Annotated in this window: 18 protein-coding genes; 6 read left to right on the top strand and 12 right to left on the bottom strand. The window is 65.0% G+C overall.

Translation table 11 applies throughout. The features are described from left to right. Position 1 precedes the first annotated feature (1 nt). The 10 genes from AC2YI2_RS02520 to AC2YI2_RS02565 form a co-directional block, all read right to left on the bottom strand. Positions 2 to 871, bottom strand: a complete 870-nt coding sequence (locus tag AC2YI2_RS02520) for an aromatic ring-hydroxylating dioxygenase subunit alpha (RefSeq protein ID WP_487384838.1) — start codon at positions 869 to 871, stop codon at positions 2 to 4. After that, positions 868 to 2,259: an amidohydrolase family protein gene (locus tag AC2YI2_RS02525; RefSeq protein ID WP_487384839.1), complete on the bottom strand. Its 1,392-nt coding sequence runs from the start codon at positions 2,257 to 2,259 to the stop codon at positions 868 to 870. Before AC2YI2_RS02525 ends, AC2YI2_RS02520 begins: the two co-directional genes overlap by 4 nt. A gap of 47 nt (positions 2,260 to 2,306) precedes the next feature. Further along, positions 2,307 to 3,863, bottom strand: coding sequence for a GMC family oxidoreductase (locus AC2YI2_RS02530; protein WP_487384840.1), 1,557 nt, complete (start codon positions 3,861 to 3,863; stop codon positions 2,307 to 2,309). A 2-nt stretch (positions 3,864 to 3,865) separates the two neighbouring features. Beyond that, positions 3,866 to 4,474, bottom strand: a complete 609-nt coding sequence (locus AC2YI2_RS02535) for a thiamine pyrophosphate-dependent enzyme (protein ID WP_487384841.1) — start codon at positions 4,472 to 4,474, stop codon at positions 3,866 to 3,868. Beyond that, positions 4,471 to 4,971, bottom strand: coding sequence for a thiamine pyrophosphate-binding protein (locus AC2YI2_RS02540; protein WP_487384842.1), 501 nt, complete (start codon positions 4,969 to 4,971; stop codon positions 4,471 to 4,473). Before AC2YI2_RS02540 ends, AC2YI2_RS02535 begins: the two co-directional genes overlap by 4 nt. A gap of 93 nt (positions 4,972 to 5,064) precedes the next feature. Next, positions 5,065 to 5,997, bottom strand: a complete 933-nt coding sequence (locus AC2YI2_RS02545; RefSeq protein ID WP_487384843.1) for a LysR family transcriptional regulator — start codon at positions 5,995 to 5,997, stop codon at positions 5,065 to 5,067. Positions 5,998 to 6,333: 336 nt separating this feature from the next. Then, positions 6,334 to 8,136: an adenine deaminase C-terminal domain-containing protein gene (locus AC2YI2_RS02550; RefSeq protein WP_487384844.1), complete on the bottom strand. Its 1,803-nt coding sequence runs from the start codon at positions 8,134 to 8,136 to the stop codon at positions 6,334 to 6,336. A 35-nt stretch (positions 8,137 to 8,171) separates the two neighbouring features. Then, positions 8,172 to 8,804, bottom strand: coding sequence for a glutathione S-transferase family protein (locus tag AC2YI2_RS02555; protein ID WP_487384845.1), 633 nt, complete (start codon positions 8,802 to 8,804; stop codon positions 8,172 to 8,174). Then, entirely contained in the window at positions 8,804 to 9,496 is a 693-nt protein-coding gene (locus tag AC2YI2_RS02560; RefSeq protein ID WP_487384846.1) for a Rieske 2Fe-2S domain-containing protein, read from the bottom strand. The genes AC2YI2_RS02555 and AC2YI2_RS02560 overlap by 1 nt, the downstream gene beginning before the upstream one ends. Before the next feature lie 10 nt (positions 9,497 to 9,506). Then, positions 9,507 to 9,812 carry a hypothetical protein gene (locus AC2YI2_RS02565; protein ID WP_487384847.1) on the bottom strand — a complete coding sequence of 102 codons (306 nt, stop codon included), beginning with the start codon at positions 9,810 to 9,812 and terminating at the stop codon, positions 9,507 to 9,509. Positions 9,813 to 10,235: 423 nt separating this feature from the next. Here AC2YI2_RS02565 and AC2YI2_RS02570 point away from each other — a divergent pair, with 423 nt between their 5' ends. From AC2YI2_RS02570 to AC2YI2_RS02595, 6 genes are all read left to right on the top strand, one after another. Continuing rightward, positions 10,236 to 11,351, top strand: coding sequence for a BMP family ABC transporter substrate-binding protein (locus AC2YI2_RS02570; protein WP_487384848.1), 1,116 nt, complete (start codon positions 10,236 to 10,238; stop codon positions 11,349 to 11,351). 83 nt (positions 11,352 to 11,434) lie between these two features. Continuing rightward, positions 11,435 to 13,018: an ABC transporter ATP-binding protein gene (locus AC2YI2_RS02575; protein ID WP_487384849.1), complete on the top strand. Its 1,584-nt coding sequence runs from the start codon at positions 11,435 to 11,437 to the stop codon at positions 13,016 to 13,018. Continuing rightward, the gene (locus tag AC2YI2_RS02580) at positions 13,008 to 14,057 is read left to right on the top strand and encodes an ABC transporter permease (RefSeq protein ID WP_487384850.1); all 1,050 of its coding nucleotides are present in this window, start codon (positions 13,008 to 13,010) and stop codon (positions 14,055 to 14,057) included. The genes AC2YI2_RS02575 and AC2YI2_RS02580 overlap by 11 nt, the downstream gene beginning before the upstream one ends. A gap of 12 nt (positions 14,058 to 14,069) precedes the next feature. Continuing rightward, positions 14,070 to 15,008 carry an ABC transporter permease gene (locus AC2YI2_RS02585; protein WP_487384851.1) on the top strand — a complete coding sequence of 313 codons (939 nt, stop codon included), beginning with the start codon at positions 14,070 to 14,072 and terminating at the stop codon, positions 15,006 to 15,008. Beyond that, positions 15,005 to 15,181, top strand: a complete 177-nt coding sequence (locus AC2YI2_RS02590; protein WP_487384852.1) for a hypothetical protein — start codon at positions 15,005 to 15,007, stop codon at positions 15,179 to 15,181. The genes AC2YI2_RS02585 and AC2YI2_RS02590 overlap by 4 nt, the downstream gene beginning before the upstream one ends. Before the next feature lie 17 nt (positions 15,182 to 15,198). Further along, positions 15,199 to 16,056 (top strand): aromatic ring-hydroxylating dioxygenase subunit alpha, encoded by an 858-nt coding sequence (locus tag AC2YI2_RS02595; RefSeq protein ID WP_487384853.1) that lies wholly within the window; start codon positions 15,199 to 15,201, stop codon positions 16,054 to 16,056. 45 nt (positions 16,057 to 16,101) lie between these two features. Here AC2YI2_RS02595 and AC2YI2_RS02600 read toward each other — a convergent pair whose 3' ends face one another. Continuing rightward, positions 16,102 to 17,544, bottom strand: coding sequence for an aldehyde dehydrogenase family protein (locus AC2YI2_RS02600; protein WP_487384854.1), 1,443 nt, complete (start codon positions 17,542 to 17,544; stop codon positions 16,102 to 16,104). 1 nt (position 17,545) lies between these two features. Next, on the bottom strand, positions 17,546 to 18,313 hold the full coding sequence (locus AC2YI2_RS02605) for a sugar isomerase domain-containing protein (RefSeq protein WP_487384855.1): 768 nt from the start codon (positions 18,311 to 18,313) through the stop codon (positions 17,546 to 17,548). Positions 18,314 to 18,315: the final 2 nt, after the last annotated feature.

Below are 18,315 nucleotides of genomic sequence, written 5' to 3' on the forward strand. Positions count from 1 at the left end.
CTCAGTGGCCGCCCGCCGTGGTGCCGAAACGCAGACCCTTTTCCTTCAGCCAGCGGCGATAGGCGATCGAGGAGGAGTCCGCCCGGGTCGGGATTTCGGCGCGCGGCTCGAGCGGCAGCAGCAGCGGCCGCTGGTTCTCGACGATGATCCGGTCCTGCAGGAAGATCACCTGCTCGAACCTCAAAAGCGCGTTGTGCGAGGACACGTCGTCCACCAGATACATCACCGGCTGGGCGCGGCAGAGCCCTTCCTCCATCGGTTGGATGAACAGCGCGATGGCATCGAGCCGGTTCGGCGACGAGGGGCAGACGCGATAAAGCATGACGACGAACGGCGACGGCACGCGGTACGTCAGTTGGACGAAGTCGCCTTCGGACTCCGTCGCGGCGATGCGCGACTGGAAGAAGGTGCAATTGGTCGCCCAGACCTCGTCGACATCCCGGCGAATTTCGCTGAGATAGGCCGGCACCTCGGTATGCGGCTCCGAGCCGAGGATGTCGGTATGCACGAAGGGAAAATGCGCCATGTCGAGGAAATTCTCGACCACCCTGAGACCGGACGCCCGCATGGTGACCCAGCCGCAGAGCACGAAGCGTCGGTCCGCCTCGCCGGCCTCCTCGATATGGACGATGTCCTTTACCGGCGTGCCGAGCGTGGTGAACAGGAAGCCGTAGCGCTCCTGCGCCGGCAATTGCCGCACAGGCCTCCCATCGGTGCCGATCTCCGAGACGATGAACCCACCGCCCTCGCTGCGGCCGATCTCGATATCCTGCCCGAGCAGCCTTGTGCGCTCGGCTTTCGCCGTCACCTCATGGGCGGTCGCGACTGCGTACCAGTCGTCCAGCGCCGCCTGGTCGGTGGTCTTGGTCATGTCGTGGCCCCCTTCTCGGTCCACTGCCGCGTGCCGCCGCCATTGGCAGCCAGCCACTCGGCGCGACGGGCGAAATGTCCGGGCGCCATGGCGTAAATCTCGGCAATGATGTCCTTGATGTCGGCAGTCTTCAGCACGCCGTCCTCGACGATGATCTGGCCGTCGACCATGGTCAACGCCACGTCGCCACCGCGCACCGCATGGACGAGATTATGCTGCAGGTTGAAGTAGGGTCCATCCGGGAAATAGGGCGTCATGCGCGGCGTATCGTTGCGCACCGCGATGATGTCGGCCCGCTTGCCGACTTCGATCGAGCCGATCTCGTGATCGAGGCCGATAGCCTTGGCGCCGAGGATGGTGCCCATCCTCAGGCAATCCCAGCTGTCCATCGCCGCCGCGTCGCGGTGCCGGAGCTTGCCGAGCAGAGAGGCGACCTTCATCTCCTCGAACATGTCGAAATTGTTGTTCTCCTTCTCGCCGTCGGTGCCGATGCCGACGGGCACACCCTTGGCCAGCATATCGGCGATGGGCGCGATGCCCGAGGCGAGCTTCATGTTCGACACGGGATTGTGGGCGACCGAAACCGGATAGCGCGAAATCAGGTCCACCTCGGATTCGTCGAGCCAGACCGCATGCGCGATCATGGCGCGCGGCGTCTCGAAGAAGCCGAGTTCCTCGAGCGCGAACATCGGCCGCTTGCCGTAGCGGATCTGGAATTCCTCGATCTCGATCTCGGCCTCGCTGCAATGGGTGTGGAAGCCGGTGTTGTGCTTTTTCGCCAGTTCGATCGACCGCCGCTGCGCTGGCTCATCGGCGTAGAACAGATGCTCCAGGCCGACCCAGACATTGACCCGTCCGCCGGCCTGGCGATGCCAGGTCTCGATCATCGCCTCGTTCATGTCGAGCGTGTCGAAGTAGTTGTAATCGGGATGCTCGCCGACATAGGGCACCGCCACCAGGCGGGTGCCGATCTGCTCGGCGGCGCGGGCGCTGCCTTCCATGTAGCGCCACATGTCGACCACGGTGGTGGTGCCCGAGAGCGCGGATTCGGCATAGCAGAGCCACGAAGCGGCCTCGGCCTCCTCGGGCCTCAACATCCGGTGCATGGGATTGATATGGATCGTCAGCCAATCCCAGACCGGCAGGTGCTCGGCGGTGCCGCGCAGGAAGCCGGAATGAGCATGCGCATTGACCAGGCCCGGCATCAGCACGCTGTTCTGCACCGTCTTGACCGACAGCGCCGGAAAGGCGGCCCGCATCGCATCGAGCTTTCCGACACCGACGATGCGACCATCCTCGATCGCAACGGCGCCGTTGGTTATCACCCGGTTCCCCGGATCCATCGTCACGACGGCATCGCCTGCCAGGATCATCGTCCGCTCCGTCATGAGTACTCCATTCCTTCGTTCTTGGCCCGGAGGCTGACAAGCAATTTTCAAGCCGCTTCGAGCAGGAAGTCGGCGGCGCGTTCGCCGATCATCGTCACCGGCGCATGGGTGTTGCAGGTGGGGATAACAGGGATCACCGAGGCATCCGATATCGTCAGCCCTTCGATGCCCCTGACCCGCAACCTGCTGTCCGTCACCGCGTCCTCGTCCAACCCCATGCGGCAGGTGCCTACGGGATGGAAGAACGTCGAGCAGCCATCACGGATGAAGGATTCCAGTGCCGCGCCGGAGATCCGCCCGTCCGGCGCGGCAAGGCTCTCTACGATGCCCGCGAAGGCCTTCGTTGAGGCGAGGTCGAACATGGTGGCGACCGCCACCTTGATGGCTTCGAGATCCGATTGCTCGGACAGGAAATTGGGCTGGATCTCGAGCGGTCCGCCCGGCTCGGCCGAGAGCAGGCGAAGATGGCCGACGCTCTTCGAATGCATGACGCCCGCGCCGAGCGAGAAAACTTCGCCCGACGTGTCGTAGCGCGCCCGGATCGCCGGCTCTGCGCTGTTGCCCTGCACCGGAAAGGCATGGATATCCGGCTTGGACAGGCCGGGGCTCGACTTCCAGTTCAGCATCGAGCCGCCGCCATTGTCGCGTTTCGCGCCCAGCGCCGAACGCGCACGGAAAACGACGGCCTGCACGAGCGGATGGTCCTGAAGGCTCCTGCCGACGCCAGACAGCGCGAGTATCGGGCGAATGCCCAACCGCTTGAGATCATCGGGATCGCCGATGCCCGACAGCATCAGGAGCCGTGGCGTATCGAAAGTACCGAGCGCTAGTACGACGCCCGACGACGCACGGGTTTCCACCAACTCGCCCTCGACCACATGTCTGAGCCCGACGCAGCGCGTGCCCTCGAAGATGAGAGATACCGCCAGCGATCCGGTGAGGATCGTAAGCCGTGGATTGTCGGCCACAGGCAGCAGATAGCCGGTCACCGAGCTCCAGCGCCTGCCGTCGATAATGTTGAAGTTTGCCGATGCGGCCCCCTCGTTGGTCTCGCCGTTCGGGTCGTCGATCCTGGGAATGCCGAGTTCCACCGCACCGTCGATCATGGCCTGCGCGACCGGGTGAAGCTCGGGAGAGGGCGCGATCCGGAGCGGCCCGCCCGCGCCGCGAAAACGCGTCTCGCCGCCGGCCCAGTCTTCCGCCCGCTTGAAATAGGCAAGGCAGCTGTCGAAGCCCCAGCCTTCCGCGCCGGCGTCACGCCATGCATCGTAGTCGGAGGGATGGCCGCGATACCACATCATCGCATTGGTGGCGCTCGACCCGCCGAGCACCCGGCCGCGCGGGATTCCGATAACCCGGCCGTTGACACGGGGCGTCGGCGCATAGTCATAGCCCCAGTCATGAGATCCACGCCCGAGGCCGACCCAGGCCGTGGGGTCGTCGATCTCGGCGACGTCAAGCCCCGCCGGCCCCGCCTCGACCAGGAGCACCCGCGCATCCGAGCGAGCGATCAGCCGCCGCACCACCGGACACCCGCCAGAGCCCGCCCCGACGACGATGTAATCGTAGGTCTTTTCGAGCGGTCGTCCCGGGATCGTGACCATCGTCAATTGTGCTCGCTCGGCCCCATGATGACAATGCCCTCGCTGGCCTCGACATGGCGCACGAAGATATACTTGTCCTCACGGCCATCGGAATGCTTGCGCTTGATGTCGGGCTGGACGGTGCCGGCGACCTTGGCGACCACGAGATAGGGAACGTCCGCCTTGAGCCCGGCCTCGCAATGGGCATCGAACTCCTCGAGCGTCCGCGCGGTGAAGGCCATCTCCACGCCCGCGCCGCGCGCGATCGCCGAAATATCGACGCGACCACTTGCCGTATGGGTCGGCGGGCCGCCGATCGACTGGTAGCACTCATTGTCCCAGACCACGACGAAGAGATTTTTCGGCTGCTCATTGCCGAGCGTGGCGAGGATGCCGAGGTTGAACATCATGCCGCCATCGGTATCGAGCGAAATGATGCGGCGATGGGGCAGCCCGGCCGCCAGGCCGAAAGCCTGCGGAGTAACGCAGCCGAGCTGTTGCTGGAACAGGCTCGCCTGACGCATATGCGGCGCGGCATTGTACCATTCGTCGACGCTGGCGCCGAGCGAGAGGATCACCAGTTCGTCCTTCAGCCGCGCGGCCAGCCGGGTCATGCAATCGAAACGCTTCATCGTACGATGCTCCCGCCAAGCGCGATGGCCGAGTGATAGTAGGAATTGTAGGACCAGTTATAGGCGTCCGATATCGACTGCTCGATCTCCTCCTCCTCGCGTACGATACGGTAGGGTATGCGCAACGCGTTGAGCACCGGCTCCATGGTGATGCCGTGCGGTATGGCCCACCAGTTGTTCTCGCCGAGTTCGCCGCGATAGCTCATCAGCATGACGACGGGGATGCCCGCGCCGAGGCCCATGCGGGCGAGCGGTTCGACCGAGGCGCGCAGCCCGGAATTCTCCATCACCAGCGCCGCCCGCTTGCCCGAAAGAAACACGCCGCCGCAGATCGCGGCCCCCTCGCCTTCGTTGGTCACCCTGATGGTGCGGATATCGGGATCGGCGTCGAGCGCCGGATAGAGCGGCTTGAACAGCGAATCGGGCAGATAGCAGACGATGCTGACGCCCGCCTTCTTGAGCCCCTTTATGACCGCGTCCACGGCTGATTGCTTCATCTCGTGTCTCCTGTTGGAAGACAGGTTGGCAGGCGCCATGTGTTTCGAATAGACGGCATTTTTCGACGAAGTTGTTGCTCCGAGTGCAACAACTCAGCCACCCGCTTCCGAGCCAAGCCGATCGACCATGTCCATCAGCAGGCGCCCCAGCGCCGAGGCCGCATCGGGCATTTCCTTCTCCGATCGCGAGAGCAGCATCAGCTTGCGCGGCGGCAGGCGTGTATCCCTGATCGGCACGAAGGCAAGCGTTCCCTCGGCGAGTTCCTGCTCGATGCCCACCCGGGTCTGGAGCACCGTGCCGAGATCACGGCGGGCAAGATCGACCATCAGGCCGATCGAGTTTGTACGGGCGCGCGGCTGGAGGTCGACCAGCGCGCGGCCGAGCGCCTGCTCGACACTCGCGCCCAGCGTCAGGCTCGAATCCGACAGGATCACCCGCTCATTGGCGAGATCGAAGAGCTTCAGTTCGTCGCGGGCGGCAAACCGGCTTCCGGGCAGTGCCAGGACCCCGAGCGGCAGCGCCATGTTCGCCATCTGGCGGGCGCTGCGGGGCACGCGGACGTCGAAGACGACGGCGAGATCGCAATCGCCCTCGCTCACCGCATTGGCCGCCTGCTGCGAACCCATGACCCTTATGTCGGCCGTGATACCGGGATAGCGCTTCCAGAAGGCTTCGAGCGCCGAGGGCATCAGCCCGCGCGCCACGCTTTCAACGATCGCAACCGACACCGTGCCGCGATGCAGGCCGTGCAATTCGTTGATCTCGTGGCAGGCGCGGTTGAGTTCGGTGAGGCTGAGCCGCGCGTGATAGAGCATCAGCTCGCCGGCGCTGGTCAGCTTCAGCCGCCGCCGCACCCGTTCGAACAGCGGCGCGCCGATCTCCTCCTCGAGCTGGCGCAGAACCCGGCTGACCGAGGACGGCGCGACATTCAGCGTCAGCGCCGCCTGCCGGATCGACCCGAGCCGGGCGATCAACTGGAAATAATGGATCCTGGTGGAGACGAGCCCGAGCCGGTAAGGATCCATCAGAGTATGTCCGGTCTAGATTGCATCATTCTGCCGGAGCAGGTTTTCGTCAGGAGAAGGACGATTGGCGATGGGCATACTGCTCGTACGTCCGAGCCGATCGTCCTTCTCCTGGCGGAGAGATGCCCGGCCCCACCGGGCGCGCTTCGCGACGCCCGGCGGTCTTGATCTCTTGCAGATTTGCATTCTGCAAATCTGCGGGAGGGGTCGGCTGAAACGGGCCGCCTGATCGACCGGCCGGCTTGCCCGTAGAACTGGGCTACGACCTGCGCCGGCCGATCGACCATCCGACTCCGTTTGAGCCAACAGAATGATGCAATCTAGACCGGACATACTCTAGGCCTCCTCGAACAGCGGCACCAGTTCCATCTGCGGAACCGTGACCAGCCCCATGTCGGTGATGCGGATCTCGGGAATGACCGAGAGCGGGATGAGGTTGAAGCCCATATAGGGAATGAGGCAGCCCGCCTTGTCCCACTCGACCTTGAGCGCCTTGACCTCGTCGGCCACTTCGTGGACGCGCTTGTCGGAGAGCAGCCCGGCAATCGGCAGCGGCACGATCGCCGTCACCTTGCCATCCTGCACGACGCAGGCGCCGCCCTGATGCGCCTCGACGGCGCGGAGCGCCACCTGCATGTCTGCCTCGTTGGTGCCGGCGATGATGATGTTGTGGCTGTCATGGCCGACGGACGAGGCAACCGCGCCGCGGGCGAGCCCGAAACTGTTGAGCAGACCGTGCGCAACATTGCCGCCCGACTTGCCGTGGCGCTCGATCACGGTGACGAAGCAGAGCCCGTGGCGGTCGAAATGGGTCTGCCAATCGTTTGCCGGCTCTAGTGCCACCTTGACATGGCCGAGGATGATGCCGGGCAGTTCCGTCTTGATCGTGTTGGCGACGATCTTCTCGGTCGGCAGTTCCGGCGTCAGCTTGATCTCCTTCGGCAGCTTCACGGTGTGATAGGCCGCGTCCGGATAGCGCCAGCGGTTGGAGAGCGCCGCATCGAGCACCGGCGTGATCTTCTTCTGGTCGACCACAAGCTCGCCGCCATACCAAGTGCTGACCGGATTGAGATCGTCGTCGAGCAGGACGAGGTCGGCGCGGCGTCCGCCGCCCAGGCCGCCGAACTCGCCTTCCATGCCGTAGCGCGTCGCGCCGTGCAGCGACCCCATCGCCCAGGCCTGCTCGCGGCTCATGCCGGCACGGCGCGCCTCGCGCACCACCCAGTCGAGGCCGAAGGTCAGCAGATCGTCGGCATCGCGGTCGTCGGTGCAGACGGCGATGCGCTTGTGCGATGATCCGAGCTCTGTGACGGTCTTGATCGCCTCGGGCAGCGAGTGCCATGGCGTCGTCGGCGGCCCGCCGCGCAGGAAGAGCCAGATGCCCGCCTCCAGCATGTCGTCGGCAATCTCTCGGTCGATGGCCTCATGCGTGTCGGTGACGCCCGAAGCCGCGTAAGCCGAGACGAACTCACGCCCATAGACGTGGCCGCAGACCGGCCGGCCGCGCGACAGCGCCGCAGCCAGGATCGCGTGTGACCGTTCGTCGCCCATCGCGACGGACACGAAATCCATCTTCTCGCCGAGCGCAACGGCTTCGGGCCATTTGTCGAACAGGGCTGCAATCTTCTCCGCCGTCAGGTCGCCGCCTGCCGTCTCCAGCTTTGGCGAGGTCGCGGGGACCGTGCTTGGCACGGTGAGGAAGATCGACAACGGCGCATGCCGCGCGTCTTCCAGCATCGCCTCGACGCCGGCCACGTCCATGACATTGCCGATCTCATGGCTGTCGCAGAAGATCGAGGTTGTGCCGTTGAGCAGGGCGGCCTCGGCATAGGCGCAGGCCGTCACCATCGAGGATTCGATGTGGATATGCGGATCGACGAGGCCCGGCGCGATGATGCCGCCCCTGGCGTCGTAGCGCTTGACGTCGCCGAAGGGATTGCTGCCCGAGGGCTTAACCGCCGCGATGCGTCCGCGCGCAATCCAGACCTCCCGGTTGTCGAGGATGCGCTCGGAATAGGTCGAAAGCGCCCGCGCGCCTGATATGATGAGATCCGGCCGAACGCGTGCCGAGGCGACGTCGGCGAGATGCCGGGTCATGGTTGCGAGCGGGGCGACAGAAAAGCGGGTGATCGGAGCCATGGGTGTCTTGCCTCGTTTGGGCCTCGGTTGAACTGTCAGTGATAGTCGGGAATGCCCGGCATGGTGATGAAGCCGTCAAGCGCGCGGAAGCGGCGGATCCAGCGGCGCAGGCCGGGGAACTCGTCATGGTCGATGCCGAAATCGCGGCTTAGCGCGAAGAGCGGAAACAGCGCCACGTCGGCGACGGTCGCCGTCTCGCCGGCAAACCATTCGCGGCCGGCGATCTGCCGGCGGAGGATGTGGTCGTCCATGATGCGGAATGCGGCCACCGCCTCCGCCTTGAGGCGCTCGAAATGTCCCGGCAGCCCGAAGAGCGAGATCTTGCGCGCGGTCGCCGCTCCGGCAAGCACGGTCATGGCGAAATCGAGCCAGTGCATCACGGGGCCGAATTCGGCCGGCGCGCGCGGCAGCCATTTGCCGTCCGGATCATGGGCAGCGGCGACATGGGCAAGCACCGCGCCGCCGCCTGCTATCGTCAGGCCGCCATCGACCAGCACGGGCAGCGAACCACGCGGATTGAGCGCCAGCATCGGCGCTTTCTTCTCCTCCTCGCCCGGCATCATGTCGATAGCCTCGGCATGGTAATCGACGCCGAGCATCGAGAGCATCAGCCGGACCTGGTAGCACTGGTCGTCGAGTTCGAAATTGTAGAGCTTGATCTGGGACATCAGGCGAACTCCACCATGGCGCTGGCGAGCCTGCGGTCCTCCAGCGCGAGGCGAAACCCTTCCGCCCAGCGCGCCACCTTGATCCGCTCGGCGGGCTCGGCTTCGCCTGCTATCAGGATATGCAGCGCGACATGGCCGGGCCGGATTCGCTGGCCGGCGATGACGAGGCTGAGGCCGCCGGCCTCCACCCTGAAGCAGTCGGGCCCGATGTCGGCCACTGTCACAGCGCCGTCGCCGAAACGGGCGCTGCCGAGTGCCGCAGCCGCGGCCTCCATGTCCACGGCCACATAGACGGTCTTGACGGGCGTGGCCGGACCGGTCGCGACAATCTCCGCGGGATCGGCACCGTCCTCGAGCCGGGTCCAGATCAGCCCGTCCCGTTCTTCGGTCGCATAGGTCCTGGCCTTGATCGTCTGCGGCACTTCGAGATCGGGATGCGCCGGAATATACTGACACTGGCCGCCGGTATCATATTCCCAGCCGTGATAGAGGCAGGCGATATGATCACCGCGCACGAAGCCGAAGCTCAGGCGCATGCCGCGATGGGGACAGCGGTCTTCCCACACATGGGCCGCACCCTTGCTGTCGCGCCAGACCACCAGTTCGGCGCCGCCGACCACCGCGCCCGCCGAAGTCGAGGGCTCGATCGCGTTCGACAGCGCAACCGGCACCCACCTGTCCTCGTTCACCATCACCATCTCCCTACTTATCCTTTGCCACGACTGCGGCATGCCCGATATCCCGGCGCTCCACGTCCCGCACGATGCAGGCAAGCGGCCCGAGGCTGCAGGCCATTTCGAACATGTCCACCAGATCGGGCGCGCCTTCGACGTCGAAGGTCGCCGATCCCGGTCCGCTCTCGACAACCGTCAATGCGATATCGAGGCGAAGCGCCCGGTGTTCAGCGAACTCGGCGAAACTGGCCTCGTCCAGGTCACCGATGAAGCGGAAGCGAACGGCATCCGTCATCGGCAGGCCGCCCGTCCGGCACGACGGATGCATGGACATCCGATGCTGCCCGCCCCTGTTCCCGTCATGCCCGTCATTCTGCTCACCAAGCCATCACACCGCGAAGCATTTGCCTAAAATTTGCACAAGCCTCTATTTTGATCAGACTAGCGGACGAAATCGGACCTGATCAAGCAGTTTTTTCCGAAATCTTGTTGCGCTTTATGCAACATCGCACTCGATTTTTTCCCTCTATTCGGAACACCGGCTATTTGAAAAGCTGAATCCGGAGCCATGTGGTTCCCCGACAAACCAGCGTTCATCGCCGAATTCCCGATGGTGTCCGGTCGAGGCTGTCCATCTGGACGCAACACCGAAACAGAGGCGTGAGGCGACTTGGCACGCTTGTTGCTCGACTGGATGGGAAAACACCAGAACCGCATGTCAGCCACACGGACTCTAGAACAACAAAGAGGGGTACTCATGATCAAGCTGCAAGACCTGTCCCGCCGCGGATTTCTCAACATGTCGGCGGCCGGCGCCGCTGCGCTCGCCACCGGCGCGCTGACCCGCCCGGCCTTCGCCGCGCCGCTCGCTGCGGTCAAGGAAGAAGATGCCGTTATTGGCTTCGGCCATGTCGGCCCGATCACCGACGAAGGCTGGACCTGGAGCCATCACCAGGGCCTGCTCGCCGTCAAGGAAGCCTTCCCCAAACTCAAGAAGGTGCTCGAAGTCGAGAACGTGCCCTATTCGGCTGACGCGACGCGCACCTATCGCCAGTTCGTCAGCGAAGGCGCCAACATGATCTTCGACACGTCCTCGACCGGCGACTTCCTGCATGAAGTCGTCAAGCGTGCGCCGGAGACCGCCTTCCTCGAGTGCAACGGCCATGTCCTTATGGACAATCTCGGCTGGTACTACCTGGCCCACTGGTATCCGACCTATGTCGTCGGTGTCGCCGCCGGCCTGTTGTCGAAGACCGGCAAGCTCGGCTATGTCGCCTCCTTCCCTGTCGCCTCGGTCTATGCCTCGACCAACGCCTTCCTGATGGGCGCGCGTACCGTCAACCCGAACGCCACGCTGCAGGCCATCGCCATCAACAGCTGGTTCGACCCGCAGGCCGCCACGCAGGCCGGCACCGCGCTGATCGACAATGGCTGCGACTTCCTCTTCGGCATCATGGATGAGGCCGGCTATCTGCAGGTCGCCGAAAAGCGCGGCGTCTGGGCGGCCATGTGGAACACCGACATCCGCCGCTACGGCCCGAACTCCTATGTCTCGTCGATCATCATCGACTTCAAGAAGTTCTATGTCGATCAGGTCGGCAAGCGCCTCGCCGGCACCTGGACGCCGGGCGAGACGCTGTTCCCCATGGGCGCCGGCGTCGATCGCGACAAGTGGGGCGAGAAGGTCCCCGCCGATGTCGCCGCCAAGGCCGATGCGGTGCGCGACAAGATCCTCGGCGGCTGGTCGCCCTTCGAAGGCGAACTCAAGGATGCCAAGGGCAATGTCAAGGTGCCGAAGGGCACCCGCATGACCGAGATGGAGCTCTACAACTGGGATTGGTCGATCGAAGGCGTCACCGGCCTCCAGGCCTGATCGACAGATCGAACAGGCGGGCCGGCTTGTCCGGCCCGCAATCGCCCCCGGGCCGTATCGCATCCTCTCTCCGGTAGCTTTTCATGACCGATCACCCGCCGAAATACGTTGCCCCCGCGGGCGTCGCCCCGCTCGTTCATCTCAAGGGCATCGCCAAGTATTTTCCGGGCGTGATCGCCAACGAGAATGTCGATCTCGAGGTCATGCCGGGTGAGATTCACGCGCTTCTCGGCGAGAACGGTGCCGGCAAGTCGACGCTGATGAACATCCTGACCGGCATCTACCAGGCCGATGCCGGCGAGATCATGATCGACGGCTATGTCAGGCAGTTCGCCTCGCCGCAGCAGGCGATCGCCGCCGGCATCGGCATGGTCCACCAGCATTTCAAGCTCGTCCAGGCCTTCACCGTCGCGGAAAACATCCATCTCGGCTGGAAGGAGACGCCGCGCCGCGCGTCTGCTGCCATCCTGGAAGCGAGAACCGCATCGCTTGCGAAAAAATTCAATCTCCAGGTCAAGGGCTCGGCGCGGATCACCGAGCTTTCGACCGGCGAACAGCAACGCGTCGAGATCCTCCGCGTGCTGGCGCGAGACGCCCGCGTCCTCATCCTCGACGAGCCGACCGCGGTGCTGACCCCGGCCGAGGCGCGCGAACTCTTCAAGGCGCTGCGCGACTTCGTCTCGACAGGCAATGCCGTGATCTTCATCTCGCACAAACTCGACGAGGTGCTCGAGATTTCCGACCGCATCTCGATCCTGCGCGGCGGCCGCAAGATCGCCACTGAGCACGCCGCCGACTGCACCCCCGCCAAGCTCGCCCGGATGATGGTCGGCCGCGATATCGTGCTCGCCGACATGCGCGGCCGGCCGGCCGGTGCGGCCGCCATCTCGGCCAAGCCGGTCATGCGCCTCGAAAACGTCTTCGCGCGCAACGATGCCGGCGGCAGGGCCCTGCACGGCATCACGCTCGACATCCATGCCGGCGAGATCGTCGGCGTGGCAGGCGTGGCCGGCAACGGCCAGCGCGAACTGTCTCAGGTCATGACCGGCACGCGCGGCATCTCCCAGGGCAGCATTTCAATCGACGGCGAGATCGTGGCGCGCGCGGATGCGGCGGATTTCGTCGCCCGCGGCATCGGCCACATCCCCGAGGACCGGCTGCACAGCGGCCTGGCGCCCGGGCTCTCGATCACGGTCAATGCCGTGATGCGCGAATATCGCAAGCCGCCTGTCACATCAGGCGGGCTCTACAAGCCGGGCGCGGCAACCGCGCTGGCGAAGGAGATCGCGGCGGCGGCTGATGTCGCGATCCCCGATTTCGGCATGCCGATCCGCAATCTCTCGGGCGGAAACCAGCAGCGGCTCGTGGCCCGGCGCGAGATGCGCGTGGCCGACAAGATCCTCGTCGCCGCCTATCCCAGCCGCGGCCTCGATGTCGGCGCGATCAACACCATGCTGCGCTACATCGTCGAACTCAGGAATGCCGGCGCGGGAGTCGTGCTGATTTCTGAGGAGCTCGAGGAACTGCTCAATCTCTCGGACCGAATCGCCGTGCTCTATGAAGGAAAGATCATGGGAATCCTCCCCAACGACAATGTCGATATCGAGGAGATCGGCCTCTTGATGGGCGGCCGGAAATCCCAGGGAGGCGTCGCGCATGGCCACTAGTTTCCGTCTGCAGCGGCTGCCCTCAGCGAGCCCCGGCATGGCGCTCGGCGCACGCGCAGCGGCGATCGCAGTCGCCCTGATCTTCTCCGGCATCATACTCGCTTTCGCTGGCAACAACCCTGTCGAACTCGGCATGCAGGTGATCAGCGCCTCGCTCGGCTCCACCTTCGGCATGGAGGATCTCGGCCTGCTGATCATCCCGCTGATCCTGACCGGCCTTGCCGTCACTGTCGCCCAGCAGATCGGCACCTGGAACATCGGCGCCGAGGGCCAGTTCTATGCCGGCGCCTTTTCGGCGACCGCAGTCGGCCTCTTCGCGCCGCTCGAGGGCAGCCTGAGCCTGATCGCGATGTTCGTCGCCGGTGCAGTCGGCGGCGCGCTCTGGATCCTGGTTCCGACGCTCGCCCGCGCCTATGCCGGTGTCAACGAGCTGATCACGACCCTGCTGCTCAACTTCGTCGCCATCCTCCTCGTCTTCTACGTTTCGACCGACGCCTGGCGCGAGCGCGGCGGCGTCGCCAATTCCGCCACGCCGCGTGTTCCGGCGGAAATCCCGGAATTCTGGGGCCTGGTCCACTGGGGCCTGCCGATCGCCGTCATTCTCGCCGTCGGCCTGGCTCTGGTCTTCAGTTTCTCGAAATGGGGCTATGAGGTGCGGCTGATCGGCTCCAACCCCTCGGCCGGCAAATATGCCGGCATCGCCGCCCGCCGCCACCTGATCACGGTCATGCTGCTTTCGGGCGCCATCGCGGGCATCGCCGGCATGATCGAGATCGCCGGCACGGTGCATCGCCTGCAGGGCGGCATTTCCAACAATTACGGCTATCTCGGCATCATGGTCGCGGTGCTTGCCCGCGGCTCCTGCATCGGCGTCATCTTCGCCGGCGCGCTGATGGCCTTCATCCTCAATTCCGGGATCATTCTCCAGACCCAGGGCCTGACGACGTCGGCGGTGCTGGCGATCACCGGCCTGATCCTGTTCCTCACCGCGATCGGCGACGAGCTCTCGCATTATCGCCTCGTGCGCGACAAGGCCTGAAGGGAAGCGAACATGGATCTCTTGACCGGCCTTCTGACGACAGCCTTCCTCGCCGGCGGCGTGCTGGCGCTGGCCGCCATCGGCGAGGTGCTCGCCGAGCGCGTCGGCGTCGTCAATCTCGGCGCCGAGGGCCTGATGGCCATGGGCGCCGTGACCGCCGTGGCGACCGTGACGGCCGCGCCTTACCCCTTGCTCGGCTTTCTCGCGGCGCTCGTGGTCGGCGGCCTGCTGGGCTCGGTCTTCGCGCTCGCCACGGTGACGCTGCGGGCCAACCAGGTTCTGTGCGGCCTGGCGCTGACGCTGATGGGCACGGGTCTGGCCCAGACCATCGGCAAGGCCTATTCCGGCATGCCGGTGCCGGCGACTTTCGAGGGTGTCGCGATTCCGCTGCTCTCCTCGCTGCCGATCATCGGCAAGGCCTTCTTCAGCCAGAACATCCTGGTCTATCTGATCTACCTGATCCTGCCGATCGGGCTTTCCTACATCATGTTCCGCACCCGGCATGGCCTCAACCTCCGCGCCGTCGGCGAGAACCCGGCGGCCGCCGATGCCGCCGGCATTCCGGTCAACCTGATCCGCTTCGGCTATGTCGCGGCCGGCTCGGCGCTTGCGGCCGGGGCCGGCGCCTATCTCGTGCTCGCCTTCGTGCCCTCCTGGTCCGATGGCGTCGTCGCCGGTCGTGGCTGGATCGCGGTGGCACTGGTCATCTTCGCCGGCTACAGGCCGATCCCGGCTGCCCTTTCCGGCCTGCTCTTCGGTTTCATCACCGCGCTCGGTTTCGTCGGCCAGGCACGCGGCTGGCCGATCGCGCCCGCCTTCCTCTCGATGCTGCCCTATCTCGGCACGATCGCCTTCATCATCGTACCCGTCATCGCCTGGAAACGGATGAAGCGGCTGATGGCGGCGCCCGCGGCGCTCGGCGAGCCCTATTTCCGGAGCATCCGCTCGTGACGATGGCGCTCTACAGGAATATTGACTATCTCGAGACCGCGGCGCCGGCTCGCAGCCACGCGGGCATCATCAACGGGTGCGCGGTGATCACAAATGGCCACTTCGTCCCGGCCGATGTCGGCCGAAGGCCCGACAGGCACCAGACGGTATTGGATAGAATCTACGACAGCTGACACGGGAGAGTACGGAGATGGTTGTTGCAACGGACAGGGCATCGCTGGACCAGTGGTATGTGATCGAGACGGAAGCGGCCATTCCGGTCGGCACGATGGCCAACCGCCTGCTCGGGATCGACCTCAAGGTGACGAAAGGCGAAGACGGGGAGATCACCGTCCACGCCGTCGACCGCGCCGCGCCGCTGCCGATCCGCAAGCGCTTCGGCTTCATCTGGACCTCGCTCGGCACGCCGGCGGGTGAAATCTTCCCGGTGCCGGAAACCGATGAGCCGGACCGCCGCTACGTACCCTGCGGCGTCATCTCGGTGCGGGCCTCGGGTCTGCGCATCGTCGAAAATTTCCTCGACATGGCGCATTTCCCCTTCGTGCATACTGACATCCTCGGTTCGGAACCGCATACGGAGGTCCTGCACTACAATGCCGAGATCCGCCGCGATGTCGACGAGGTCTGGGCCACCAACTGCCAGTTCTTCCAGCCGCAGGCTGCCCTGTCGGCAACCGACGGGATCATGACGCAGTATATCTACCGGGTCATGACCCCGTTCACGACGCTGCTCTACAAGACCTGCCCGAACTCCGCCAATCGCTGGGACGTGATCTGCCTCTTCGTCCAGCCGCTCGATCCCGACCGCTGCCGCGCCCATCCGGTCATGTACCTGATCGACGACGTCTCGACGACATCAGCGCTGGTGCAGTTCCAGCAACTCATCTTCCTGCAGGACCGCATCATCCTCGAAAACCAGCGTCCGGTGCTGCTGCCGCTCGAGCCGCGCGCGGAAATCCCGACCCGGGCCGATGCGACGTCGATCGCCTATCGCCGCTGGCTGAAGGAGAAGGGCGTGACCTACGGCACCTCGCTTCAGGCGGCCTGAGGCGATGGTCCCCAGGCCGCAGGACCCTGCGGTACCGGCGATTTGTCAGCGCTTCATCCGAAGCTTGATGTGCTTCTTCTCCAGAAATGCCTCTAGGCCCTCGGGTCCCAATTCACGGCCCATGCCGCTCATTTTCCAGCCCCCGAAAGGCGCCTGGAGATCGCTGGTATCGTTGACATTGACGCCGACTGCGCCAGCCTCGATCTTCTCGGCAAGCGACCAGCCACGTTCGAGATCGCCGGAAAAGACATAGGCTGCCAGCCCAAAGGGCAAGGAATTGGCAATGCGGATCGCCTCGGCATCGCCATCCACCGTCTGCACGGCGGCAAGAGGCCCGAAGGTTTCCTCGGTCGTCGCGAGCGCGCCCTCGGGCACCTGGTCGACGATCGCCGGCTGGTAGAAGAAGCCTTTGTCGTAGATGTCGCCCTTGGGAATCGTCCCGCCCGTCAGCAGCTTGCCGCCACGGGTAACGGCATCAGCGAGATGGCGGGCGACTCTGGCGCGAACGCTGTCATTCAGCACCGGGCCATAGAGCACACCGGGCTCGACACCATGACCCAGCTTGATCGTCTCCGTCTCGGCCACAAGCGCCTCGACGAAGCGGTCATGGATGCCGCGCGAGACGATGATGCGATTCACCGCGATGCAGATCTGGCCCATGTTTGAGAAGGAGCGGCGCGCGGCCGCGGCCGCCGCCTCGGCCGGATCGGCATCATCGAGCACGATGAAGGGGCATTGTCCGCCGAGCTCCAGCGAAAGCCTTTTCAGGTTGCCCGCAGCCGCCCGCATGATTGCCTGGCCGGCCGGCACCGAGGCCGTCGCCGTGATCATGTGGACACCGCCATGGGCCGAGAGTGCCGCCCCGACCTCCGGACCCGTGCCGGGAATGTCGTTGAGCACACCGGCGGGCAGACCCGCTTCCTCGAAGCATTTCACCACCATGCCGATGGCGAGCGGCGTCTCATACGGCGGCTTGGCCACCAGCACGCAGCCGGCAGCCAGCACCGGCGCCACCTTCCAGGCATAGAGGTCGACCGGATAGTTCCAGGGAATGATCCCGGCAACGACACCGACCGGGTGGGAGGTGACGAGATTGCGGATGTCGCTGCGCGAGGCGGGGCGGATCGACCCGTGCACACGCCTGCCCTCCTCCGCGTAGTAGCGGATGACCTCGATGCCGAAAGCGATTTCCTTCTTTGAATCAGGCACCGGCTTGCCCTGCTCGCGGGTCAGCAGCTCCGCGATCGCGTCGATGCGTTCGGCGATCAGGTCGGCGGCGCGGTGCATGATCTGGGCCCGCTTGTCGGGATGGGTCGCGGCCCAGGCCGGAAAGGCGCGGGTTGCCGCCGCGACAGCGGCATCGACATCGGCTGCCGTCGCGATCGCGCTGGTGCCGACGGGCTCGCCGGTCGCGGGGTCATGAATGACGGCAGTGCCACCTGCGACGGCATCGCACCAGCGACCGTCTATATAGAGCTTGCGATCCATCTCAGCGCGCCCTCAGCCGCGCCCAGAGCGCCTCATAGTTGGAATCGTTCTGCGCGTTGGCGGCTTCCTTGCTGGTGGTGTTGGGGCTTACCATAACGCCGGGCGTGATGCCCTGCTGCACGAGCTTCTCGGCTGTTGCCGAGACGATGGCATGGGCAATCGCAATGGTGACGCTGGTCGAGGTCGGTCCGACAGGATGTTCAAGGCCGTCGATCGTGATCGCGGAATCGGCCAGTGCGGCACCGGTGTCGATCACCACATCGGCGACCTCGAAGAGCCGCTTGCCCGAGGAATGGCGCGATGGCGTGGCGGAGGAATGCGGGATCGAGGTTATGCCGACCAGGCCGATGCCGCGCTCCGTGCATTCCATGGCGATGTCCATGATCACGGCATTGATGCCGGAATGGGAGAACAGAATCATCGTGTCGGCGGAATCGAGCTGATGCGACCGCAGGATCGCCTTGCCATAGCCCTCCTGCGCATGGATGAAGCGGTATTGCCGCGCACCCATGTCGCCCCAGACATGGTGGAAGGAGATCATCGTGCTCTCGACGATCGGACGGAAGCCGACGATCGTACCGGTGCGCGGGAAAGTTTCGAGCGCCGGGATCGCGCCATGGCCGGTGCCGAACGTGAAGACGAGCTTGTCCGCCGCAATGGATTTGGCGCAGAGGGCTGCGGCGCTGTCGATGGCCTTGGCCTGTTCGTCGCGCACCTTTTCCATGCGCTCGATCATGGCGTTGAAGTAGCGGGTGGAAACCGGTTCCATAT

It is taken from the genome of Rhizobium sp. SRI_017 (assembly GCF_057586295.1).